This is a genomic window from Lacinutrix cladophorae, from assembly GCF_053604645.1.
This window is the reverse complement of the sequence record NZ_JBSHNR010000073.1, coordinates 142750-167803: the sequence shown is the minus strand read 5'-3', so window position 1 is coordinate 167803 and position 25054 is coordinate 142750. Positions and strand designations below refer to the sequence as shown.

26 protein-coding genes and 1 tRNA gene are annotated in these 25054 nt (G+C 30.5%); 17 read left to right on the top strand and 10 right to left on the bottom strand.

Annotated elements, in window-relative coordinates:
* The first annotated feature begins 21 nt into the window (after positions 1-21).
* Positions 22-423, top strand: coding sequence for an arsenate reductase family protein (locus tag ACVC3Y_RS02855; RefSeq protein ID WP_452226050.1), 402 nt, complete (start codon positions 22-24; stop codon positions 421-423).
* A gap of 14 nt (positions 424-437) precedes the next feature.
* Here the strand turns inward: ACVC3Y_RS02855 and ACVC3Y_RS02850 are convergent, their stop codons facing one another.
* From ACVC3Y_RS02850 to ACVC3Y_RS02840, 3 genes are all read right to left on the bottom strand, one after another.
* Positions 438-752 (bottom strand): hypothetical protein, encoded by a 315-nt coding sequence (locus ACVC3Y_RS02850; protein WP_452226049.1) that lies wholly within the window; start codon positions 750-752, stop codon positions 438-440.
* 132 nt (positions 753-884) lie between these two features.
* Positions 885-1046: a DUF1328 domain-containing protein gene (locus ACVC3Y_RS02845; protein WP_303425953.1), complete on the bottom strand. Its 162-nt coding sequence runs from the start codon at positions 1044-1046 to the stop codon at positions 885-887.
* A 136-nt stretch (positions 1047-1182) separates the two neighbouring features.
* Complete coding sequence (locus ACVC3Y_RS02840) at positions 1183-1839, bottom strand: SOS response-associated peptidase family protein (protein WP_452226048.1); 657 nt, start codon at positions 1837-1839, stop codon at positions 1183-1185.
* A gap of 220 nt (positions 1840-2059) precedes the next feature.
* On the opposite strand from ACVC3Y_RS02840, the gene ACVC3Y_RS02835 reads away from it, so the two are divergent.
* On the top strand, positions 2060-3094 hold the full coding sequence (locus ACVC3Y_RS02835; protein WP_452226047.1) for a helix-turn-helix domain-containing protein: 1035 nt from the start codon (positions 2060-2062) through the stop codon (positions 3092-3094).
* A gap of 46 nt (positions 3095-3140) precedes the next feature.
* Here ACVC3Y_RS02835 and ACVC3Y_RS02830 read toward each other — a convergent pair whose 3' ends face one another.
* From ACVC3Y_RS02830 to ACVC3Y_RS02810, 5 genes are all read right to left on the bottom strand, one after another.
* The gene (locus ACVC3Y_RS02830) at positions 3141-4244 is read right to left on the bottom strand and encodes a DUF748 domain-containing protein (RefSeq protein WP_303425947.1); all 1104 of its coding nucleotides are present in this window, start codon (positions 4242-4244) and stop codon (positions 3141-3143) included.
* 21 nt (positions 4245-4265) lie between these two features.
* Positions 4266-5810 carry a hypothetical protein gene (locus tag ACVC3Y_RS02825; RefSeq protein ID WP_452226046.1) on the bottom strand — a complete coding sequence of 515 codons (1545 nt, stop codon included), beginning with the start codon at positions 5808-5810 and terminating at the stop codon, positions 4266-4268.
* A gap of 136 nt (positions 5811-5946) precedes the next feature.
* Positions 5947-6147 (bottom strand): DUF6327 family protein, encoded by a 201-nt coding sequence (locus ACVC3Y_RS02820; protein ID WP_303425943.1) that lies wholly within the window; start codon positions 6145-6147, stop codon positions 5947-5949.
* 4 nt (positions 6148-6151) lie between these two features.
* Complete coding sequence (locus tag ACVC3Y_RS02815; protein ID WP_303425941.1) at positions 6152-6499, bottom strand: hypothetical protein; 348 nt, start codon at positions 6497-6499, stop codon at positions 6152-6154.
* Between the two features lie 3 nt (positions 6500-6502).
* Positions 6503-6835 (bottom strand): YtxH domain-containing protein, encoded by a 333-nt coding sequence (locus ACVC3Y_RS02810; RefSeq protein WP_452226045.1) that lies wholly within the window; start codon positions 6833-6835, stop codon positions 6503-6505.
* Between the two features lie 190 nt (positions 6836-7025).
* On the opposite strand from ACVC3Y_RS02810, the gene ACVC3Y_RS02805 reads away from it, so the two are divergent.
* Positions 7026-8390, top strand: a complete 1365-nt coding sequence (locus tag ACVC3Y_RS02805; RefSeq protein WP_452226044.1) for an NAD-dependent succinate-semialdehyde dehydrogenase — start codon at positions 7026-7028, stop codon at positions 8388-8390.
* Positions 8391-8434: 44 nt separating this feature from the next.
* Here the strand turns inward: ACVC3Y_RS02805 and ACVC3Y_RS02800 are convergent.
* A tRNA-Pro gene (locus ACVC3Y_RS02800) sits at positions 8435-8509 on the bottom strand.
* A 98-nt stretch (positions 8510-8607) separates the two neighbouring features.
* Here ACVC3Y_RS02800 and ACVC3Y_RS02795 point away from each other — a divergent pair.
* The 8 genes from ACVC3Y_RS02795 to ACVC3Y_RS02760 all read left to right on the top strand — a co-directional run bounded on the left by ACVC3Y_RS02795 (position 8608) and on the right by ACVC3Y_RS02760 (position 18463).
* Positions 8608-9714, top strand: a complete 1107-nt coding sequence (locus ACVC3Y_RS02795; RefSeq protein WP_303425937.1) for a PQQ-dependent sugar dehydrogenase — start codon at positions 8608-8610, stop codon at positions 9712-9714.
* A 50-nt stretch (positions 9715-9764) separates the two neighbouring features.
* Positions 9765-11960 (top strand): T9SS type A sorting domain-containing protein, encoded by a 2196-nt coding sequence (locus tag ACVC3Y_RS02790; RefSeq protein ID WP_452226043.1) that lies wholly within the window; start codon positions 9765-9767, stop codon positions 11958-11960.
* A gap of 107 nt (positions 11961-12067) precedes the next feature.
* Entirely contained in the window at positions 12068-12676 is a 609-nt protein-coding gene (gene udk / locus ACVC3Y_RS02785) for a uridine kinase (RefSeq protein WP_303425933.1), read from the top strand.
* A complete protein-coding gene (locus ACVC3Y_RS02780) occupies positions 12676-12978 on the top strand; it encodes an FtsB family cell division protein (protein ID WP_303425932.1) in 303 nt (100 codons plus the stop codon). The genes udk and ACVC3Y_RS02780 overlap by 1 nt, the downstream gene beginning before the upstream one ends.
* Positions 12971-14326 (top strand): methylmalonyl-CoA mutase subunit beta, encoded by a 1356-nt coding sequence (locus tag ACVC3Y_RS02775; protein ID WP_452226042.1) that lies wholly within the window; start codon positions 12971-12973, stop codon positions 14324-14326. Before ACVC3Y_RS02780 ends, ACVC3Y_RS02775 begins: the two co-directional genes overlap by 8 nt.
* A 4-nt stretch (positions 14327-14330) precedes the next feature.
* On the top strand, positions 14331-15008 hold the full coding sequence (locus ACVC3Y_RS02770) for a hypothetical protein (protein ID WP_303425930.1): 678 nt from the start codon (positions 14331-14333) through the stop codon (positions 15006-15008).
* A gap of 9 nt (positions 15009-15017) precedes the next feature.
* Positions 15018-17138, top strand: coding sequence for a methylmalonyl-CoA mutase (gene scpA, locus ACVC3Y_RS02765; RefSeq protein WP_452226041.1), 2121 nt, complete (start codon positions 15018-15020; stop codon positions 17136-17138).
* Positions 17139-17323: 185 nt separating this feature from the next.
* Entirely contained in the window at positions 17324-18463 is a 1140-nt protein-coding gene (locus ACVC3Y_RS02760) for a metallophosphoesterase (RefSeq protein ID WP_303425928.1), read from the top strand.
* Here the strand turns inward: ACVC3Y_RS02760 and ACVC3Y_RS02755 are convergent.
* On the bottom strand, positions 18458-19912 hold the full coding sequence (locus ACVC3Y_RS02755) for a CotH kinase family protein (protein WP_452226040.1): 1455 nt from the start codon (positions 19910-19912) through the stop codon (positions 18458-18460). The two genes, ACVC3Y_RS02760 and ACVC3Y_RS02755, sit on opposite strands and share 6 nt — an antisense overlap.
* 225 nt (positions 19913-20137) lie before the next feature.
* On the opposite strand from ACVC3Y_RS02755, the gene ACVC3Y_RS02750 reads away from it, so the two are divergent.
* The 6 genes from ACVC3Y_RS02750 (at position 20138) to ACVC3Y_RS02725 (ending at position 25045) form a co-directional block, all read left to right on the top strand.
* Entirely contained in the window at positions 20138-20902 is a 765-nt protein-coding gene (locus ACVC3Y_RS02750) for a ParA family protein (protein WP_303425926.1), read from the top strand.
* Positions 20903-20905: 3 nt separating this feature from the next.
* The gene (locus tag ACVC3Y_RS02745; RefSeq protein ID WP_303425925.1) at positions 20906-21811 is read left to right on the top strand and encodes a ParB/RepB/Spo0J family partition protein; all 906 of its coding nucleotides are present in this window, start codon (positions 20906-20908) and stop codon (positions 21809-21811) included.
* Positions 21801-22409 carry a DUF5683 domain-containing protein gene (locus ACVC3Y_RS02740; RefSeq protein WP_303425924.1) on the top strand — a complete coding sequence of 203 codons (609 nt, stop codon included), beginning with the start codon at positions 21801-21803 and terminating at the stop codon, positions 22407-22409. The genes ACVC3Y_RS02745 and ACVC3Y_RS02740 overlap by 11 nt, the downstream gene beginning before the upstream one ends.
* A gap of 51 nt (positions 22410-22460) precedes the next feature.
* Positions 22461-23159, top strand: a complete 699-nt coding sequence (gene dapB / locus ACVC3Y_RS02735) for a 4-hydroxy-tetrahydrodipicolinate reductase (RefSeq protein WP_452226039.1) — start codon at positions 22461-22463, stop codon at positions 23157-23159.
* 87 nt (positions 23160-23246) lie between these two features.
* Complete coding sequence (gene lepB, locus ACVC3Y_RS02730) at positions 23247-24842, top strand: signal peptidase I (RefSeq protein ID WP_303425921.1); 1596 nt, start codon at positions 23247-23249, stop codon at positions 24840-24842.
* Positions 24815-25045 carry a four helix bundle protein gene (locus tag ACVC3Y_RS02725; protein ID WP_452226038.1) on the top strand — a complete coding sequence of 77 codons (231 nt, stop codon included), beginning with the start codon at positions 24815-24817 and terminating at the stop codon, positions 25043-25045. Before lepB ends, ACVC3Y_RS02725 begins: the two co-directional genes overlap by 28 nt.
* Positions 25046-25054: the final 9 nt, after the last annotated feature.

Genomic DNA, 25054 nt, shown 5'->3' with positions numbered 1-25054 from the left:
AATTTAAAAAAGAAAAATAAAATGGGTGTAATAGCAACAAATAAAAGAGAAATAAAACTATATTACAATTCTAAAACAGCAATTGGTAAGCAAACGCTACCATACGCGCAAGCTTCAAACAAGAAACTTTTAGCCATAGATCTTTCTAAAACAAAAGTTACAGGAACGCAATGGATTGAAATAGCTGAGAATTTAAAAATGCCGTTGGCGGATTTGGTGCACCAAAAGCATCCAGATTTCACAAAAAACTATTCTGAAAAAAACATAGATTTAAACACAGAAGATTGGATTAAAGTACTACAAAAACATCCAGAAACATTAAAATGTTCTATTTTAAATATAGGAAATCATTATCATTTATTAGAAACTCCTTCGGATTTTATAAAATACATGAAACCGGATAGTAAGGCTTTAAACCCATAAAAACTAGATAGTAATTAATGTGTTTTAATATTACTTTTTGGGATTTTCTTAAAGAACTCCGCCAATTCTAAATTTCCAGTTGGTCCATAACTAGCCAAAACGGTTCCCTGGAGTCCTGAACTTGTAGTTATGGCATATAATATAGATGCATCGGAAGGATTACTCATACCTTCAAATCGCATTTCTTTATCAATATAAATTTGATGCGGCATAAATGCATCTTTACTATTTACTTCTATTAGCTTTTCATTTACAAGTCTAAAATTATTGGTATATCCATGTTTTTTTAGCCTTTCTATATATTCTATTTCATGTTTAGCGTATTCCATTTCATGTTTTTTTTATACAAAAAGGCAGTAAAACCCTTAGATTAAACTGCCTTTTATTATTAATATTCTACTGTTTTTTTTAATAAAAAAATTGCTTGTAGGCTTAGAACAGTTTTAATTTTAAATAATTTTTTATATTTTTTTTCTTCCGGTTATTAAGGAAATAATGAATAGCACTATAAAAATATAGAATAAAATTTTTGCTATACTTGCGGCTCCTTCAGATATTCCTCCGAAACCAAAAATTCCAGCAACTATTGCTAAAATAACGAAAATGATTGCGTAACGTAACATATTATATTTGGTTTTAAGTTGTTGTTGTAACGACGTTCATTACAATACTCTAAGATCCATCTTTTTTACCTTAAAGCTTAACTATATCAAAACTTCGTTTAACTCTTTCCGTATTCTAATAGAATGTTTATACTTTCTAGCTTGTTAGCTCACTAGATTGAATTATTTCCTGATTTACAACTTTCGATTGAAAATCATAATAATCCCCATTATTTATTATTGCTTTTACTTCAGAAAAAGAATAGCTTTTATCTAACCAATAGTTAAAATATTTCCTTTTAAGAATTACGGGTTGATTTTTTGAAAAATTGGGAATAGAATTATTTTTTGTTGGCATTATTAAGAGAGAACAAGTCTTAAAACCGTCTGATAATTCGTTATACACTCCAGCCATACAAAAAGGTTTATTGTTTTTTCTATAGACAAGAAAGGTTTTAATTTTTCCTGCACTAATAAATGTGGTATAAAATCCATTTACAACAATAAGACATCTTTTCGTTTTTAAACTTTTGGTATAAAAAACATCTTCATTAGTAACGTTATTTACTGGCACATTTAAGGTGTTCGATATATTTTGAAAAACCGCCCAATTATCTTTAAAATCTACAGGTAACAACCCCCAAATTGAAAAATCGATAGTCTTTGTTTTTTCTATAGTTATTATTGGCAAAGTACTTTCTTTTAAACCATTAATAATTGGTATTGGTTTATACAACTTAGGATACTTAAATTGGGCTTCAAAAGTATCTTCTATCGTTTTTAAACTAGCAGTGTTTCGTAATTTATAAAACATAATATTCGTTTTTTACAATAAAAGAAGAACTCATTTAATACGTTAATTGTAATACTAAAAATAGGTGCTCATTTAAGTATTACTTTAAAACAAGAAGATTATTTGTGTTTATTGGGTTTCAATTATCAATAACCTAGCAAAAAGAGAAGCTGTATTCGTTTTTTTTTATATACCTTTACTTTATCAGATATAATATATTTTAAACCGTTTGTTATAATTAATGAAAATTATTAAAATTAATGCTGAAAATACTATGGATAGTATTCAGCAAATTAAAGAACAAATTGGTGGTACTATTACTCAAAAATGGGGAGAAAATGTATTAGATATAGATAACGAATTTGCTAAAGGATGCATCAGATCGATGTCTTTTGATTGGGGAGTTAGTTTTGTTGAGTTTAACCTTATTTTCTTTCAAAACACCAAAGTTATTTCAGATCCTTCAAAATTTAATCCAATTCAATTTTCATATTCTTTAAATGGTTCTTTTGACCATAAGTTTAGTAATCAAGAAGAATTTACTACTATTGAACAATTTCATTCCTTTATAGGGACTTGTGATAGCGATGTTTCGCATCATTTTAATTTTCCAAAAGACGTTCACATAGAGTTAAATACAATTCGAATTATTCGTAAAAAGTTTTTAAACAAACGAATAAACATTTCTAATATGCTTAATAATAAACTATATGAAGTTTTTGTGGATAAGCAACATGATAATAAGTTTGCTTATTATGGTCCAATAAGTTTAAAAATGGCAGATCGTGTAAAAGCGCTGCAAGACATTAAAACGAAAGGCATGATTAGGTTACTTAAAGCAGAAGGAGAATTATACCAATTATTGTCTATGCATATTGAATTACACAACAAATATGATAGTGCAGAAGTTTTAGATATTCCACTTTCAAAATCCGTTTTAAAGAGGATTAAAAAACTTGGTAAAAAAATAGTTAAAAACCCAGAAGATAATTATCTATTAGAGGAACTATCGAGTGAAACAGGTTTGTCGCAAGCAAAGCTACAAGAAGGTTTTAAATTTTTATTTGCGAAAACAGTTACAGAGTACATTAGACATGTACGATTAGAAAAAGCAAGAGATTTAATGAATAATACCAACTTAAATATTTCGCAGATAGTATATTCTATAGGATTTACAAGCAGAAGTTATTTTTCAAAAATTTTTAAAGATAAATATGGATTAACCCCAAATGAATTTAAAAAACAGATTGTAGTTTTAATCGAAGAAGAATCTTAAATAAAAGATCCGATTCTTCATTATATTTTTTTAGCTTCTTTTTACCTTATTTTTTTTGCTGTTTTTTTTCTTTTTCATCAGCTCCATTTTCTGCATCTTTAAAATCTATGTCGTTGTCAATTACATTTTTAAATGCGTCAACCCAGGCATTTTTAAATATGTTTGTAATTGTTGGCCAAACTTTAGAATTTACAGTATTTAAATCTCCTTCTAGAGGTACTTTAGTTGCTAAAGTATTGACTTTTTGATTTTTTAATACAAATTTAAAAAAGCCAACAAATCCTTCCCAAAGTGTTTCTAAAAAACCATCTTCTTTACCTATTAGTATAGCATCTTTCAAAATGGGTTTTACATAACCTTTTAAATAACCATCAGCAATAGCGATTTCACTAAAAACATTAAAATCACCTTTATCAAAATCAATACTAGCATAATGATTTGTAAAATCATTTAAAGCAGTTACCGTTGCGTTTTCTAGAGAAAAAGAGATATCCATGTCCGGAATTTTTTTAATAATATTCATTTTCCCATCTAATGTAAAGTTTCCTTCACCAACAGAAATAGCACTTGCATGGACTGTAGAAGGTAGCTTTACAGACTTATCTACTACATTTCTTAAATTAGACATAGAAAGTTCTACTTTATCTAAATGCAGATCGATAGTTGGCTCGGCAGTTACCTCAACAAAAGCAAATTTTCCATCATGAATTTCAAGGTTATTAATATCAATTGGCACCAAGTCTGTTAAAGCTTTAGACCAATCCTCTAAATCAGATTCGTTTGCGTCTTCAGATTGATCCTCAAAAACATAAATTATTTCGGGACTATTCATTATAATTTCACTAACGATTTCACCTTTAAATAAGGATTTCCATTCTACAGAAATATCGGTTTTTTTGAAATTTAAAAATGGTACCTGAGAGGTTGCATTCACTTTATTTAAGTACAAGTTATCTATAACATACGCACCACGTATTAATGAAATATCGATATCTTCTACTTGTCCATAATAACCTGGAATATCTGCTAGAACTTTATTTACATGCTTTTTCACAAGAAAAGGAAGCATTAATCTTAAAATTATTAAGGCTACAATAATTAATAAGGGAATTATATATCTTTTCTTTTTGAAAATAATAGGTGTATTCATATTATATATTACAATTAAATATTATTTACTTCCGTCTCCTGTTAATGCACTTATTAATCCGCTCTCCACATTAATCCATAAATAATTAAAGAATGATTTTGTGTTGTTACGACCTACTTGTATTTCACCATATCGATAACCGTCTTTATCGGTTTTAGATCCATCATTTACAAATATACTAGCAATAGCTGTTAATAAGGTCTTGGCTTTATTCTTTTTATCCAAAATCTCAAATTTAAATGCTTTGTATTTCATTTTTAACATCCCTTTGGAATGCCTTTCATTTCCACTAAATGTAAAATATATCTGTTCAATATCCCCTTCTGCTTTTGCATTTAAATTAGATTTAAAAAAGGTATTTACTATTTCGGCTTGGAAGTCTTTGAATTGTCCGGAAACTAAAAAAGCATTTTGGGTATTATTCACGTCAAAACTAAGATTCAATTCCATTGGTGCTTTTCCCATAAAATTAGAACGAACTACAATTTCGGTTGTATCTCTATTTTTAAAAGTGGTTGCCAAATTAGTTATCTTAGCATTTACTGTTTTAAAAAACAGTTTTCCTGTTGGACCACTAGCCGCTACTCTTTCGGCATATTCTATAGTTCCATTGCTAATATCTATATTTTTTATAGCTAAATAAAACGGCAAATCACGCAACATTTCACTATACATTTTTTTTATTCGCATGTCATCTGTCACTCTTTTGTCTCTATAAATACTTAGATCGGGCTGCTGAATTTTTACGGTGTTTACTCTTACAAGAAGACCTTCGGTATTAAAACCAAAATCTAATTTATGCATCAGTAATTCTGGAATATGAAGATCTACGTAATCGCGTTCTACATCAATTTCCTTAGATAATTCTTCTTTTGAAAGCTTTGTTTGTAGAATAATATTTTTCAAATTTAAGTCTTCATCTTCTATACTTAATATATCTATTTTTAGTGTTTCATAAGCACTTAAAGTGGTGAAAAATTGTTTTGCAGTAAGATGATAATTTTTATAAACAAAAGGCATGTCTCGCTTTATTATTTCGGCATCTAATTGAAGATCTTTCAGCTTAAAATTAAATGCTTTTGCACTAGTGAAAACCCTATTTGAATTTGCATCTTTTACTTGTATATCTCCGTTTACAATAGAAATATTATGAATAGTTACAGTTTTATCCCATTTGTCATCTCCAATATTCTTCCTTTTTTGAAATTGCTCATTTGAATGTGTAAAATATTCCACTTTGGGCTCACTAAAAACAACATTGTCTATTACTACTTTTTTATTAAAAACAAACTGCCATAATTTAAAACCATCTACTTTAAGATGATTAGCATGTACTATTGCTCTAATATTTTTATCGCTATTTAAAACTTTTAGATTTAGATAGTCCATATCGATTGTTCCCGTGATAACATTTACTTGTATATTGGCATATTCTAGTTTTATGTTTTTAGGTAGTTTAGTGTGTATTGCTTGAATTACTTCTGTTTTAAATTTATTTTGAAGAAAGAAAAAGCATCCTAAAACCCCCACTAAAAGTATACTTATTGTTATTTTGGATCGATGCATAGTTTAGATTGGAAAAACAAGAAAATTTATAAAAAAGCTTAAGCTACAAACAAGAAAGTTATAAAGAATAAGACTATGAAGATACTATAAAAGCCACCTAGGACCATTTAGACAGCTCAAACAATTGGATAAAAACTTATTTAATAATTTTTTTCAATAGCATAAACCCTCCCATTTTACCAGCCATTTTTATTGCAGAACGCACCCAATTAATTGGTTGTAAATCTTCTTTAATATCTTCTTTAACGAGTTTAAGTTCTTCCCAAGCAATTTGTCGCTCCAGGTCAAGTCTTCTTAAATCGTTATCAATATCTTTAAATGATTTATAGGTTTTCATAGTATTAATTAAAAAATTTAATGGAAACTTTTTTGATTATTTTCTGGTCTATATACTTTCTAAAAACATAAATTAAAACAGCTAGTGCTATAAAAATTAATGCTACAATAAAGCAACCCAAGGTAAAACTCCCCAAGGCATTACCAATTGCAATTGCTCCAGAAATGGCTAGAAAAACTAAGCCCAAAAACACCAAACTTCCAACAGCAAAAAGCTTAACTACTAAACTAATTGAGAAAGTTAATTGTTGAAATGTCTTTAGTTTAATGTAATCATGTGAAGTTTTAATATACTTCTCACCAAGATCTGTAGCTTTTTCAGAGGTATTATTTATGGATTCAAATACACTCATAAATTATGATGTCTTTTGTAATTTCTTATTCTTCTCTTTTAAATCTTTTAGTTTTTTTTCTAAAGTAGAAATCACATCCTCTGCTTTATAACTTGCACTAGAAACTATAGATTCTACTTGTTGATCAAGGTTTTCTTTGTTAGATACAGCAGAAGTTACTACCTTATCTTTTAAGTCTACAGCTGTTTCTGCTAGCTTTTCTTTAGCAGCTTGTGCTTCATCCGAAATTCGCTGTCTAGTATTAGAGCCTTTGTCAGGTGCAAACAATATACCTAGTGTAGCACCAATTGCTGTTCCTGCTAATATTCCTAATAATGTATTACTTGAATTACTCATAGTTTTTATTTTTTTTGTTAAACAATTAATGTAAAGATACCACCAAACAAAAGCTAACATTAACTCATTACAATCAATCTTTAGCTCAAAAAAACTTTATGAAAACCTTAATATTTATTATAATAATGTTAACGGAATTAAAAATCTTATCAAGTAACTTAAAGGCTAATTTTTATAAAAACAGAACCTGATGTCAGAAACTATAAAATCAATCCATCCCTATAATCAAGAGACAATTCAAACCTATAACTTAGAAACGGAAGCAGCAATATTCTCTAAGCTAAAAATAGCAGAGAACACATTTAAAGATTGGAAAGAAGAAAACTTAAAACATCGTACTCAATTATTACATGAAGTTGGAAACATTTTAGAAGAAAGAATAGACGAATTAAGTAAACTTATCACCCTAGAAATGGGAAAACCCATCAAAGAAAGTAGAGCTGAAATTAATAAATGTATTTTTCTTTGTGATTTTTACGCAAAAAATGCGGACCTTTTTTTAGCAGATCAAATTATTGAAACCGATGCACATGAAAGTTTTATTAGCTATGATCCTTTAGGAGTTATTCTAGCAATTATGCCTTGGAATTTTCCGTTTTGGCAAGTTTTACGATTCGCCATACCTACTTTAACTGCTGGAAATACGGTTGTAGTTAAACATGCATCTAACGTTACTGGGTGCGCAATTGCAATACAAACTATTTTTGAAGATGCAGGTTATAAAAAAGGCTGTTTTCAAACATTAATAACCAATCATAACGTCATAGAAAAAATAATAAAAGACGATATTATTAAAGCAGTCTCTCTAACCGGAAGTGAAAAAGCTGGAAGAAATATTGCTAAAATTGCTGGTCAAAATTTAAAAAAGGTTGTTTTAGAGTTAGGTGGTAATAACGCATGCATAGTTCTAGATGATGCAAATTTAGACAAGTACATAGATACTATGGTTAAAGCAAGAATGCTAAACACTGGACAGAGTTGCATTGCAGCAAAACGATTTATTGTTACAAATAATATTTATGATGCCTTTTTAGAGAAGTTCACTGCTAAGGTAAAAGCTTTAAAATATAAGGATCCTTTAAACGAAGAAACAGAAATTGCTACACTAGCAAGAGAAGATCTAGCCATTGATTTACAAAAACAAGTAGATGATGCTATAAAAAAAGGTGCTAAAGTTATTATAGGTAATAAAAGAAATAAAGCATACTTTGAACCTACTATTCTAACAAATGTTTCCAAAAACATGGCTGTATTTACAGAAGAAACATTTGGTCCTGTTGCTCCAATATTTAAAGTAAAAAATGTAGAAGAAGCACTAACTCTAGCTACAGATACTAAATTTGGTTTAGGTACCATGTTATTTACAGAAGATATAGATACTGCTGTTAAAAACATTTCTAAAATACCAGATGGTGCTTTCTTTATTAATGAATTGGTAAAATCAGATCCAAGATTACCTTTCGGTGGCACAAAAGCTTCTGGTTATGGTAGAGAACTATCTAAAGAAGGTATTCATGAATTTGTAAATATTAAAACTGTTTACATAAACAAATAACTATAGGCATAAAAAAAGCCCAACAAAAAGTTGAGCTTTAAAAGTCGGGGTGGCAGGATTCGAACCTGCGGCCTCCACGTCCCAAACGTGGCGCGATAACCGGGCTACGCTACACCCCGAAAATGTTTTATCATTTAAGGATTGCAAATATATAGCTTTTCTTTAAAAACAAACAAGAAAAAGAAGTAAATTGTGAATAGTTTTTATTTTAATACTTATGAAGCTTCCTTTTTTATTTATAACGATACTAATTTTAATTCATTTCAATTCTTGTGCACAAGATAAAAACCCCATAAACACGGCACATTCACATGAAGTTGTCGTTCCAAGTCTTAGCAATCCTTGGGGGTTTGTTTTTCTTCCAGATGGTTCTATTTTAATAAATGAAAAATCTGGAAAAATGATTCTTTTCAAAAACAATAAAAAAACAGAGATTTCAAACCTACCAAAAATTGAAGTGCTTGGCCAAGGTGGTTTAATGGATATTACACTGCATCCAAACTATAAAGAAAATGGTTGGTTATATATTTCTTATGCTTCTTCTAATGACGAAAATGATGGTGCTCACACTTCTATTATGCGAGCAAAATTAGAAGACAATAAACTAGTAAACAAAAAGGTGCTTTATAAAGCACTACCAAATACTACTGCAGGGCAACATTTTGGTTCAAGAATAACATTTGATAACGAGGGCTATTTATACTTTACCATTGGTGAACGTGGAGAAAGAGATATAAACCCGCAAGATATTACTAAAGATGGCGGAAAAGTGTATCGCTTAAAAGACGATGGATCTATTCCACAAGACAATCCTTTTGTAAATAATCCAAATGCTAAAAAAGCTATATATTCCTATGGACACAGAAACCCGCAAGGCATGACAAAACATCCCATTACTGGTGAAATTTGGACTCACGAACATGGCCCTCGTGGTGGAGATGAAATAAACATTATTAAAGCTGGTAAAAATTATGGCTGGCCAGAAATAACCTATGGGATTAACTATCATGGTACAAAAATCACAGATAAAACCAGCTTACCAGGTATGGAACAACCACTTCATTATTGGGATCCTTCTATTGCTCCAAGCGGCATGACTTTTATTACAAGTAATATGTACCCAAACTGGAAAGGAAATCTTTTAGTTGGTTCTTTAAAGTTTCAGTATTTAGATAGATGTGTGCTAAAAAACAATAAAGTAATTAAAGAAGATAGATTATTAAATGAAATTGGTAGAGTACGCAGCGTTCTTCAAGGACCAGATGGTTATATTTATGTTGGTGTAGAAAACGTTGGGATAGTTAAAATTATTCCGAAGAAATAACCTTAAATTTGACAATCTATTGTAAACAAAACTATTAACAATATTATATCATGCTAAAAAAACTACTACTTCTATTCGTTTTATTTTTTTTTAATTCTCTTATACATGCACAAAACCCATCTATAGGATTTATTCTTTCTGCAGAAGATTTATATAACGACTCAGAAATATACAACGGAAACAGAACACTATTTTTTAGTATTAAAAATACTGGAGACGAAACTTTAACGAATATTTCAATAGTAGATAATACTAACGTAATTATTAACTCTTACACTTTATGTGAAAATAATTACAACTCGTTTTCATGCCCCGACTTATCCTCAGAAACCTTATACCCCAACGAAATTATTACTATGACAGTTATTATTGAAAATAATTATAATTGTTATAATGATATTCAATTTCAAGTTACTGCAACAGCATCAAGTAATACGGAAGTAACCGATTTTTCAGACCATTATAGTTACTATTATAACAACTATACCTTTATAGAAATGAATCAATCTAATACCATTTTTGAAATATCGGAAACCTACTTAGATTTAAATAATAACAACATTGTCGATCTAGGAGATGCAATTGAATATACTATTAATTCATCCACATATACTTTTGGTGCTTTATTCCCTAACGATCAATTCACTTTAAACCCAACAAACCTTTACAATAATGAAGCTGTCACAGTTTCGTCAACTATTAATTATATTGGCAACCCCGTTACTGCAATGTATTATTTAAATGAAACAGATATTGCAATAGGCTATGCTTATTATCAATTAGATCTCGATTATGATGCTTACGACTACTGTAATTATGTAGATATTTACCAGTATAGCAGTTGCTTTAACTGCCCAACTCCTAGTGGATGTAACGACTGCATTAAAACAAACTTAACCGATATGTTACCAAATAAAATTTCTGGCCAAGTAAGTTTTAATGCAAATAACGATGATTGTGGTACAGGAATACCTTTTCCAAACAGAAAAGTAAAAGCAACTACGAGTGGCGCTAATTTTTCTAGTTTTACAAATCAATTAGGAGAATATTCTATATACATCCCAAATATAAATACTTACAATACTACTGCTTCTATAAATTTAAACTCAGAATTTACCGCGAACCCAGCAAATTATTCTATTACAAGTAGTGGATCTAACGAAACATATGCTGCTGATTTTTGTGTAAGTTCTTCGGATAATTACACCGATTTAAAAGTAATTATTATTCCGCAATCTAATGCCGTCCCTGGATTTAACAGCTCGTATATTGTTAAACTTTATAATCAAGGAAGTACAAATCTAAGCGGAACAGTTACATTGACTTATAACGATACCCAAGCAACATTATTTGAGCAAACACCAATTAGTGACGCTAACACATCCAATAGTTTAACATGGAATTACAACAACTTATTACCATTTAGTTATACAGACTATTTTGTTGGTTTTACAATAAGTATTCCTCCAATAGTTGTATCGGATGACATTCTAACATTTACTGCTACAACTACACAAAATAGCACAGATAGTAACCCGATTAATAATCAATATACTTTAAACCAAATTGCTGTAAACTCTTTTGATCCAAATGACAAAACTATTTTAGAAGGAGCATATATTACTCAAGAACAATCTGATGGATATCTACATTTTTTAACCCGTTTTCAAAATGAAGGGACTGCCGCCGCAACAAACATAGTAATTACTGAAACTTTAGATCAATACATAGAGCATAATACTTTTGAACCAGTTGCTGCTAGTCATAATACCAATGTACAGTTAAATGGAAGCAATCAATTAACCTATACTTTTGAAAACATTAACCTACCACATGCAGATGCTAACGAGCCTGCTAGTCATGGCTGGATACTTTATAAAGCAAAACTAAAAAGCTGGTTTTCAAATAGTAATATTGTACGATCAAAATCTAATATTTATTTCGATTTTAATCCTGCAATTATTACAAATGAAGCTACAGCACAAATTGGTGTATTATCCACTAGTGAGGCATCTAAAAAAAGCTTTAAATTATTCCCTAACCCAGTAACAAATCAACTACATATTACAACTCAAAATAACAACCCATACACCATTAATATATTAGACATTAACGGAAAAACCATCTTTAAAAATACTAATACAAATAATAAAACCATAGAGGTATCTTCCTTTGCTTCTGGAATATACATCGTACGTATTACGAATAACAATAGTGTTCAAAATTATAAATTCATTAAAAACTAATTCAAAGAAATAACTTCAAATAAAATATAGTAATAAATTAAAGGCCATATTTAAAACTCGTGTAGAAGATTTCATTAAATTTGTGAATCTAAATCAAAAAAAAATTCATGCTTATTATAGGAATTGCTGGTGGAACTGGTTGTGGAAAAACAACCGTTGTAGATCAAATACTTAACGAATTACCAGAAGGAGAAGTTGGTGTAATATCACAAGACTCCTATTATAAAGATACTTCGCACCTTTCGTACGACGAAAGAATAAAAATAAATTTCGATCATCCAAGAAGTATCGATTTCGATTTAATTGCTGAACATTTAAAAGAATTAAAAAATGGCAATCCAATAGACCAACCAGTTTATTCTTTTGTAAAGCATAACAGAACTGGTGACACCATTCATACCATGCCAAGAAAAGTAATGATTGTTGAGGGGATTCTAATTCTTACAAATCGGGAGTTACGCGATATGTTCGATATTAAAATATTTGTACATGCCGATAGTGATGAACGATTAATACGAAGGCTTAAACGAGATATTGCAGAACGAGGTAGAGATTTAGACGAAGTCTTAACACGCTACCAAACAACACTAAAACCAATGCATCAACAATTTATTGAACCGATGAAAGAGTATGCTGATATAATTATACCAAACAACAAATACAATACAGTTGCTGTAGATATAGTTAGAACTATTATTAATGAAAGAATTAGTTAATGCTAAAATATTTTAAAAACATATTCCTTATTATTTTTGTAATATTCGCTATCTGGATGCTGTTTTTTGATGCAAACTCGTTACTCATTCATAACGAATTAAATAACAACATTAACGATCTTGAAGACGAAAAAAAGTTTTACCTTAAAGAAATTGAAAAAGATAATAAAGAACTTAAAAAACTAAGTACAGACGAAGGATTAGAAAAATTTGCTCGCGAAGAATATTACATGAAACGCGAAAAGGAAGAAATTTATATTATAGAATACGAAGACAGCTTAAAAACGAAGAAAAATGACTAAAAAATTATTTACTGATTTTGAAAAAGTTTCTTCTAAACAATGGAAACAAAAAATTCAAGCAGACTTAAAAGGTGCAGACTACAATGATACGTTAATCTGGAAATCTAACGAAGGTATTCATGTAAAACCGTTTTATCATGCCGATGACTTTAACGAAGATTTTCAAAATATTTCTAACCAAAAAAAATGGCTTATCTGCCAATCTATATTTGTTCACGATGTAGCTTTAAGTAACAAAAAAGCTATCGATGCCATACAACGTGGTGCAGAGAGCATTCTATTTATTATTCCTAACAAAGAAGTTGTAATAAACAATTTACTGCATAATATAGATCTTGAAACAACGAGCTTGTATTTCGAATTACAGTTTTTAGACTCCAACTTTGTAAAAGAACTTGATTCAATTCCTTCAAAAGCAGGTTTACATATTAACACAGACATTATTGGTAATTTAGCAAAATCTGGAAACTGGTTTACAAACCTAAAAGAAGACCACCAACATTTTGAAACCATTGTTAATCAAACTAATTCTTTTAGTATTGATGTTTCTCTTTATCAAAATGCAGGAGCAACAATGGTGCAACAATTGGCTTATGCAATAGCAAAAACCAATGAATACTTCAATCACTTACATGAAAACACAAAAGTTGAAACAGTAATTTTTAATATTTCTGTTGGCACAAATTATTTCTTCGAAATTGCTAAAATTCGTGCTTTACGTATTTTATTTAATGCCTTAATTAAGGAATATAACCTAGAAGCAAATTGTAATATTTTTGCAACACCAACAAAACGAAACAAAACTATATACGACTACAATACAAACATGCTTCGAACTACAACAGAATGCATGAGTGCCATACTTGGAGAAGCGGATACCATTTGCAATTTAGCCTATGATGCTATTTACCACAAGAACAATGAGTTTGGGGAACGTATAGCACGTAATCAATTACTAATTTTAAAAAATGAAAGCTATTTTGATGTAGTAGAAAATGCTTCCGAAGGTACTTATTACATTGAAAGCTTAACCAAGCAACTAGCCGAAAAAGCATTAGAGCTATTTAAAGATATTGAAGCACAAGGAGGCTTTTTAAACCAATTAAAAGAAGGCACTATCCAAAGAAAAATAAAAGAAAGTGCTGCAAAAGAGCAAGAACAGTTTAATACAGGTGAAATCGTTTTATTAGGAACCAACAAACATCCTAACAAAAACGATAAAATGAAAGACGAATTAGAACTCTTCCCTTTTGTAAAAACAAATATTAGAAAAACCCTAGTACAACCAATTATTGAAAAACGCTTGGCTGAAAACATAGAACAAGAGAGAGTAAAAACCGAAAATTAAACACATGAAAAACATTAGTATTAAACTTTTATTATTAACCATAATCATTAACTTTTCAAGCTGTAAAAAGCAAAAGTCATCTTTTGCAGATTATCAATTTAATAACGAAGTTCAAGTAATTAATTGCGGGGACTTAGACAATGAATTATTAAACGAAGCATTATATTCTTTCGAAAAAGATTTTGTACCGTTTTATGATCTTTTACAACAAAATCCTATTCGTGCATACAATACCTTCACAAAACAAGCCACAGGAAAAAAAATAGACCCAACCCTGTTTGCTTCTAAACACTCTGTAGCGCTAGCAAATGCGCTTAAAGAATCTGGGTTTATAACAGGAAAAGGAGTAAATTATAACAACCCGCTTATTAAATGTATCGCTGAGAACATGAAAAAAGAAGGTATTAAAACAACCTTTAATGCTCTAGTAGCAACCAATAGTTTTAGTAAACAATTATTTAATCCTGCATTACAAACAAAAACACATAAAGTAAATGGTGACAAATATTTATCCTTGTATGTTGCCTTAGAATACTTTTATGTAGAAATATTAAAAACAGATTTCACTAATGTAGATTTTAACAGACCAAAAGCTACAAAACAAGAAAACACGAAGCCAATTTTTAATCCAAACGCAAACAATTCTAAAGTAGATTTTAATAAGCGTCCGGTAAAGCAGTAAAATAAACTTATGCGTAAAAACATCCAACATATTACCTTGAACACGGAAACTAAAAGCAAAAAAACAAAAGCTAATAGTCCGTTTCTAACTGCCGAAGACATTCCTGTAAAGTCCAATTATAATAAAAAGGATATTCAAGATGTCGAACATTTAGGTTTTGTAGCTGGAATTGCTCCAAACCTTCGTGGTCCATATTCTACCATGTATGTTCGTAGACCTTGGACTATTAGGCAATATGCAGGATTTAGTACCGCAGAAGAAAGCAATGCTTTTTATAGACGTAATTTAGAAGCAGGACAAAAAGGGCTCTCTGTTGCTTTCGATTTGGCAACACACAGAGGTTACGATAGCGATCATGAACGCGTAGTTGGAGATGTAGGTAAAGCTGGAGTTGCAATAGATTCTGTAGAAGACATGAAAGTGCTTTTTGATCAAATTCCATTAGATAAAATGTCGGTTTCTATGACCATGAATGGAGCTGTTTTACCAATCATGGCATTTTATATTGTTGCTGCTGAAGAACAAGGTGTAAAACCTGAAGACTTAGCTGGAACCATACAAAACGATATTTTAAAGGAGTTTATGGTACGAAATACATACATCTATCCTCCTACACCATCTATGAAAATTATTTCAGATATTTTTCAATACACTAGTAAGAACATGCCAAAGTTTAATAGCATTAGTATTTCGGGTTACCACATGCAAGAAGCTGGAGCAACCTGTGATATTGAGCTAGCATATACACTAGCTGATGGTTTAGAATACATAAGAAAAGGCTTAGCGGCAGGAATGGATATTGACACCTTTGCGCCTAGATTATCTTTTTTCTGGGCAATTGGCATGAACCACTTTATGGAAATCGCTAAAATGCGTGCTGCTCGAATGTTATGGGCTAAACTGGTAAAACAATTTAATCCAAAAAATCCAAAATCTTTGGCTTTAAGAACACATTGCCAAACTTCTGGGTGGAGTCTAACAGAACAAGACCCTTTTAACAATGTAGCAAGAACAACCATCGAAGCAGCTGCAGCAGCTTTTGGTGGAACACAATCTTTACACACCAACGCTTTAGATGAAGCTATTGCTTTACCAACAGATTTTTCTGCACGTATAGCAAGAAACACACAAATATTTTTACAAGAAGAAACCAATATTACAAAAACGGTAGATCCTTGGGCAGGAAGTTATTATGTAGAAAAACTAACACATGATATCGCACAAAAAGCATGGTCTTTAATTGAAGAAGTAGAAGAACTTGGAGGCATGACTAAAGCTATTGAAGCTGGAATACCAAAAATTAGAATTGAAGAAGCTGCTGCAAGAAAACAAGCGCGAATAGATTCTAGCCAAGATATTATTGTTGGTGTAAACAAATATGTTTTAGAACAAGAAGATACTATTGCTACTTTAGAAGTAGACAACCAAACCGTACGTTTACAACAAATTGAAGGTTTAAACAAAATTAAATCTGAAAGAAATAACGAGAAAGTAAACCAAGCATTAGTGAATTTAACTAAAGCTGCTAAAACAGGTGAAGAAAATTTACTAGCTTTAGCAGTAATTGCAGCTCGAGAAAGAGCAACTTTAGGCGAAATCAGTGATGCTTTAGAAGCAGAATTCGGTCGCTACAAAGCACAAATTAAATCCTTTTCTGGCGTGTATAGTAAAGAAATTAAAGATGATAAATCTTTTGCTAAAGCAAAAGAACTTGCAGATAAATTTGAAGAACAAGACGGTAGACGTCCGCGAATTATGATTGCAAAAATGGGACAAGACGGTCATGATCGTGGTGCAAAAGTAGTAGCAACTGGTTATGCAGATGTTGGTTTTGATGTCGATATAGGCCCACTTTTTCAAACACCACAAGAAGCAGCAAAACAAGCAGTAGAAAATGATGTTCACATTCTTGGTGTATCGTCATTAGCTGCAGGACATAAAACCCTAGTACCACAAGTAATAGAAGCACTTAAAAAATATGGTCGCGAAGATATTATGGTTATTGTTGGAGGGGTAATACCAAAACAAGACTATCAATATTTATTCGATGCTGGAGCTGTTGCTGTTTTTGGTCCTGGTACTAAAATTAGTGATGCTGCAATTAAAATTTTAGAAATATTAATTGATTAATAAAACAAACTGTTAAATTCAACCTTTCTAACTCTTAAAAAATATAACAATACTTAAAAGACCTATTTATTTTTTCTAAATTACAGCTCCACAAAACGAGTTGAAGTATTATTACCATGAAGCATGATTTATTAAAATATACAAATTGCTATATTATATGCTTCATACTATGCTTGTCAAGTTGTATGACTAAAAGTTTTGCACAAACAAACCCATTTCCAAAAGCACAACAAAAAGACAATGTTACAAAATCTAATCATCCAACAAAAAAAGAAAAAATAATTTCATTTAATGGCAATGATGGGCCTTATATAATTAACGATAGCATATATTATATAAATAAAGAAAATAAACTTACTGCAAGATCCTTTTTTAAAAGGGATTCCATACTTGTTAGAGTAAATAATGTAGAGGAAGATGCTTTTTTTGTCACCTTAGAAAAAGAGTACACTTTACCTAAAACCATTTATAGTTTACCTGAAAAAATGATTGTCATTTCAGACATTGAAGGGAACTACAATGCGTTTGCTAGTTTTTTAATTGCTAATAATGTAATAGACAAAAACCACAATTGGATTTTTAACGATGGTCATTTAGTATTGGGTGGTGATTTTGTAGATAGAGGAATAAATGTAACACAAGTTTTATGGTTAATCTATAAGTTAGAACACCAAGCAAAAAAACAAAACGGAGCTGTACATTTTATATTAGGCAATCATGAAATACTTAATTTTCAAGGTGACCATAGATATAATCGCGGCAAATACATAAAAGCAGCACAAGATATAAGTAAACTAAAAGACCCAAAAGAAGCTACTAAGTTTATGTATTCTAAAAAGTCTGAATTAGGTAAATGGCTCGCTACAAAAAATGTTATTGAAAAAATAGGAAACTATCTATTCGTACACGCTGGTTTGAGTCCAGAAATATTAAAATACAGATTAACTTTAGATGAAATAAATAAAATTACTAGATTAAAATATTACGCTTTAACAGATAAAGAAAATGAAACTGTTAAATTTCTGTATAGTTCTCATGCTCCTTTTTGGTATAGAGGATTAATTACCAACCGAATAAAATATGATAAAATAAGAGCTTTTGAGCTACAAAAAATTTTAAAACATTACAATTCTAAAAAAATTATAATTGGTCACACTACGGTTAAAGATATATCAACAGATTTTGACGGCACGGTTATTAGAACAGATGTACACCATGGAAAGCTAAAGTTTTCGGGCAAAACAAAAGGATTACTTATTAAAAAAGACACTATTTTTAGTATTGATGATACCAAAATAAAAAAGCTGTTACCAAATAGTTTATAGCGATTTAAAATACTCATCTAGATTGGTTAATCTTTCTTCAATCCAATTTTCTAGATATTCATAATGGTCTTTATTGGGTAGATCATTCAACTTATTAATCCAAATCAATTGTTCACGTTCGTAAATTTTTTCAACAGTAAATCTATCATATATTTTTGTAATACTACCTAACAATGCTTCTTTGCTAAAAGCATTTTCTCTTAAAGTAAACCACCTGGATTTCATTTTTGCTTTGTATTCATTTGGATTGTTTTCTAACAATCTATCAAAAAGTCCATTAGATAAAATTTGATTAACACCTCGTTCTCGTTTTCCGTCTTGAATAATTCCCATAACCCCATCTAAATCCCATGGCACAAAAAAGTAAGGTTCTAATATATCATATTTTCCCAAATAATAATTTTTCCCCATATTATCTGAAGCCCTAATTATATTAACCATAAGATAATAATCAATAGCATTTTCTATATGGATATTAGTTTCTATCCTTTGCGAAAAATCTTTGTCTGAGGCATGTACTACCAAATTTGTAAAAGCAGATAAATTACTAAAATCGGATGTATAATCAATAAATGGGTATTCGGTTTTCCAACCGTTCCAATGCGGAAAAATATTATTATATTCTGCAGGAGACTTTGTAAAACCTGGTCCACCTTTGTAAGAATGTGCTTTATACAATTCTCCATGAATAATATTTGCTTTATTTTTTTTTAGTTTTAATTGTTTTCTATCCACAGATTCTGATAATTGATAAAGACCATAATAGGAGTTATTTTTAAATACCTCGACAAATTCTACATCAAAACCACTTTTAGCGTTTGGCTCTTTTTTTGCGTAATAAGGAGAATGAATTTTATTCCATAATTTAGTTGAGATATAAGACCTTAAACGTAAAGGCTCATTATATAATCCATCTAGAATCCAATCATCATCAGATCGCATACCTTTAAATTTAACATCTTTTTTCTGCTTAGATATACTATCTGTCCAAAATTCTATATCGAATGATTTTTTAGGAAAAGACAATGATAAATTACCACGATGCCTTACTCCTATTGTACTTTTTATATATTCCGTATCGGAAAAAAGGGTAAAATACCCAGGCCTTTTATATTGATTATTTATAGATGTAGTATCTATAGTTATATGAACCAATGGAAGCTTAGAAATATATAATGTATATGCTTCTTTCCCTTTAACAACATTAATATTAGAGTATGAGAGTTGTTTTTTGCTATTTACTAATGTAAAAGATGCATCAAATTTAATACTAGTAATCTTTTCATTAACAGAAGTTAAAGAATCTAGATTGCTAGTATGCCAAACAATAACTCTGTTTTCTTTATCTATTCCATAACTTCCGTTTTTGGCAATAACTTCCTGAGCAAAAGCGTTTAATACGTTTAACAAAAGGGAAACTGAAAATAGTAATTGTACAAATTGTTTCATAATCTATTAAAAAATAAGTTTTGTAAAAATAGTTAATATAGTAAGACCTGTCTATTTAACAATACACATAATCTCATGAAAAATAATGTTTTAACCTTGTAATGGTTACTATTTTAAAAACCATGCCATAAAACACACCTTCTTTTAACCAACTGTTAACAACTTCGGTTTTATAAACCCATAAATAATCGTATTTTTGGTTGTTCCTAAAATGAAATGAAATTAATGGGTAAAATTATAGCAATTGCTAATCAAAAAGGAGGGGTAGGTAAAACTACAACCTCAATAAACTTAGCAGCTTCACTTGGTGTACTTGAAAAAAAAGTACTTCTAATAGATGCAGATCCGCAAGCAAATGCAACTTCTGGTCTTGGTATCGATGTAGAAACTGTAGAAATTGGTACGTACCAACTTTTAGAGCATACAAATTCGGCCAAACAGGCTATTGTTAAAACAGAAACACCTAACCTAGATATTATTCCAGCCCATATAGATCTTGTTGCTATTGAAATAGAACTTGTCGATAAAGAATCTCGCGAGTATATGTTAAAAAAGGCTTTACAAGAAATCAAAGAGGATTACGACTATATTTTAATTGACTGTGCTCCTTCTCTTGGCTTATTAACATTGAATGCTTTAACAGCTTCCGATGCAGTAATAATACCAATTCAATGCGAATATTTTGCATTAGAAGGTTTAGGAAAATTATTAAACACCATAAAAAGTGTTCAAAAAATTCACAATCCAGATTTAGACATTGAAGGCCTATTATTAACCATGTACGATTCGCGTTTACGCCTTTCCAACCAAGTGGTAGAAGAAGTGCAAAAACATTTTAACGATATGGTTTTTAAAACCATCATTCAACGTAATGTACGTTTAAGTGAAGCGCCAAGTTATGGCGAAAGTATAATTAATTATGATGCTTCTAGTAAAGGTGCAAGTAATTATTTAAGTTTGGCTAAAGAAGTGATTACAAAAAACTCCTAGATTATGGCGAAGGCAACAAAGAAACAGGCTTTAGGAAGAGGACTTTCTGCCCTTTTAAAAGACCCTAGTAACGATATACAAAATGCAGAAGACAAAAATGCCGACAAGGTAATTGGTAATATTGTAGAGTTAGAATTGGATTTAATTGAAATGAATCCTTTTCAACCACGTACTAATTTTAATGAAGAATCTCTTCGTGAACTAGCTTCATCTATTAAAGAACTTGGTGTTATACAACCAATAACGGTTAGAAAATTAGGCTTCGAAAAATACCAACTGGTTTCTGGTGAACGTCGTTTTCGTGCATCCAAATTAATTGGCTTAGAAACCGTTCCTGCTTATATTAGAATAGCGAACGACCAAGAAAGTCTAGAGATGGCTTTGGTAGAAAATATTCAACGTCAAGATTTAGATCCTATTGAAATTGCATTATCCTACCAACGTCTTATTGACGAGATCCAATTAACACAAGAGCAAATGAGCGAGCGTGTTGGTAAAAAACGATCTACAATTGCTAACTATTTACGTTTATTAAAACTAGATCCAATCATTCAAACAGGAATGCGAGATGGTTTTATTTCTATGGGACATGGTCGTGCAATAATTAATATTGAAGACCAATCTATTCAGTTAGATATTTATGAAAAAATACTTCAAAACAAATTATCTGTTAGAGACACAGAAGCACTAGTTAAAAACTACAATAAGACACAAGAAGTAAACATACCAAAGAAAACAAAAGAAGAATTGCCAAAGTTTGTTAAAAAAGGCATGAAAGATTTTTCGGAATACTTTGGTCATAAAATAGACGTTAAAGTTTCTAGTAATGGTAGAGGGAAAATTACAATTCCTTTTCATTCGGAAGAAGATTTTAATAGAATAAAAAAGTTAGTACAAAGTGAAAAATAAACTTTTCATATTCCTATTCTTAAGCATTTGTTTTAGTTTATCGGCTTTAGCACAAGAAAAAGAACCTAAAGAAGAAGTAACCAAAGAAACAAAAAAACAATTAGCTGAAGAAGGAATTGTTATCGATGGAGAAATTAGTACAAGAGAACCAATAGACCCGCTTACTCCTGCTCGTGCTGCTTTTTATTCAGCTGTTTTACCAGGTTTAGGCCACATACATCTTAAACAATATTGGAAAGTTCCTGTTATTTACGCAGGACTAGGTGCTGGAATGTATTTTTATTTAGACAACCAAAAGGAATACAATCGCTATCGTGATGCATACAAACGTAGATTAGCAGGCTTTACAGACGACGAATTCTATGATACAATTACAGATGATGGTTTAGAAGAAGCACAAAGTACATTACGAAGAAACAAAGAATTATCCCTTTTAATTACTGCAGGTATTTATATATTAAACATTGTTTGGGCAAATGTAGATGCGCATTTATTGCAATTTAATGTAGACGAGAATCTTACTTTTATGCCGCATTATAAAATTAACGAATTTGATAATACAGGAGATTTAGGACTTACTCTAAATTTTAAATTTTAATAGACATTAATAGTATTTCCGATATCTCGGAAATAAAAATTTATATTTTTGATGAAAATAGCACTTCTTGGCTACGGAAAAATGGGAAAAACCATTGAACAGATAGCAATACAACGTGGTCATACTATTGTTACCAAAGCAATGGATGAAGATTATGATATTTCTGAAGCAGATATTGCTATCGATTTTAGTATTCCTACAGCAGCATACAAAAACATATCTAATTGTATAGAGAATAATATTCCTGTAATTTCGGGAACAACTGGTTGGTTAGAAGATTATGACAAAGCCGTAGCATTATGTCAAGAAAAAAAAGGAGCCTTCATCTATGCCTCTAATTTTAGTTTAGGTGTAAATATATTTTTTGAATTAAACAATTACTTAGCTAAAATGATGAATACTTTAAAAGACTATAAAGTATCTATGGAAGAAATTCATCACACACAAAAGCTAGATGCACCAAGCGGAACAGCAATTACACTTGCAAACGATATTATTAAAGAACACACTAGTTATACTAATTGGAGTATAGACCAAAATACTGAAAATGCTTTACCAATAATCGCAAAACGAATAGAAGACGTTCCTGGAACACATAGCATTTCTTATAAAAGTGATGTCGACACAATAGACATTACACATACAGCACATAACAGACAAGGATTTGCTCTTGGAGCAGTTGTTGCCGCAGAATGGTTACTTGGAAAAACTGGCGTTTTTACAATGAAAGATGTGTTAAATATTAGTTAAGTAGTAATATATTTGTAACATAACACACACAAGCAACAACTAACAACAATTAATTAATTGCTACAAGCAATTATCATTATACAGATTATGACATTTACGCAATTATTTATCTTTTTTATTAGTATCCAAGTCATCCACGGATTAGGAACCTGGAAACTTTATACAAAAGCAGGAAGACAAGCTTGGGAAGCATTTGTACCAGTTTACAATGCAGTAATTTTAATGAAAATTATTAACAGACCTTGGTACTACACGATTCTTTTATTTTTACCAATTGTTAATCTTATCATGTTTCCGGTAATTTGGGTAGAAACCGCTAGAAGCTTTGGCAAAAACCAACCTTTAGATACTTTTTTAGCAATTATTAGCTTCGGATTTTACAATTATTATCTTAATTATATTGCAGATGTAGAGCATGTTAAAGACAGAAGTTTACATCCTAAATCTGCTTCGGGAGATTGGGCAAGTTCTATTTTATTTGCAATTGTTGCCGCAACTATTGTACACACCTATTTTATGCAACCATACACGATTCCTACTTCATCTTTAGAAAAATCGTTATTAGTAGGTGATTTCTTATTTGTTAGTAAATTTCACTACGGTGCAAGAGTACCTATGACAACCGTTGCTGCGCCAATGGTACATGACACGATTCCTTTTATAAAAAAGAAATCGTATTTGTATGATGATAACTTAGAAAAAAAGAACACTTCTTGGATTAATAAGTTGTCTTTACCTTATATGCGAATTCCTGGATTACAAAAAATAAAACGTAATGATATTGTGGTTTTTAACTGGCCAATAGACACATCATATAGCATGACTGTTCCTAGACCAGACAGAAACTACAATAAGCCAATAGACAAGAGAACAAACTATGTAAAACGTTGTGTTGGTTTACCTGGAGACTCTTTATCTGTTCGTGATGGATATGTATTTATTAACGGAAAACAAAATGAACTACCAGACAGAGCTAAATTGCAATTTTCGTACCGAGTAAAAACAAAAAACAATCAAAATTTTAATCTGCAATATCTTCATGATAGGTATGATATGAATCCGAATAGAATTGGAAAAAGCGGAAATGATCATATCTTTATGGGAATTTATAAAGGCGATTTAGAGAAATTTAAAAATAATCCGAAAATCGATAAAATCATTCCTTTAAAAAGTGAAGAAGGAAAACGAGATGCAAATATTTTTCCGCACGATCCAAACTACAACTGGAATAACGATTATTTCGGAAACTTATACATTCCTGAAAAAGGAAAAACGGTAGACTTAAATTTAAATGTTTTACCACTTTACAAACGTATTATTACAGAATACGAAAACAACACATTACAAGTAAAAGGAAACCAGATATTTATTAATGATACGCTAGCAACAAACTACACCTTTAAACAAGATTACTATTGGTTAATGGGAGATAACAGACATGACTCTCAAGATTCAAGAACTTGGGGATTTGTACCTTTTGACCACGTAGTTGGTAAACCTGTTTTTATTTGGTTTAGTTGGGATAGTGATGGCAAAGGTATTAAGAACAAAATACGATGGGATCGTTTATTCACCACTGTTGGTGGTAGTGGAGAGCGTGTTTCGTACTTAATTCCGTTTTTAGTTTTATTACTTGGTTGGTATGGTTATGGTAAATGGAGAAAGAGAAAAGAAGCAAATTAATTGTTTATTTTAATATGTATCAATATAGTTTTGAAAAGTTAGAAGTTTGGAAGGAAACAAAAGAATTAACTAAAACTATTTATAACACAACCAACACCTTTCCGAATAAGGAAAAGTATTGGTTGTGTTCACAATTAAGAATAAACGTTGAAAGTATTACCAATAAATTGAATGCGTTGAAAAACTACCAAATCAAAAAATAAACGCATCTA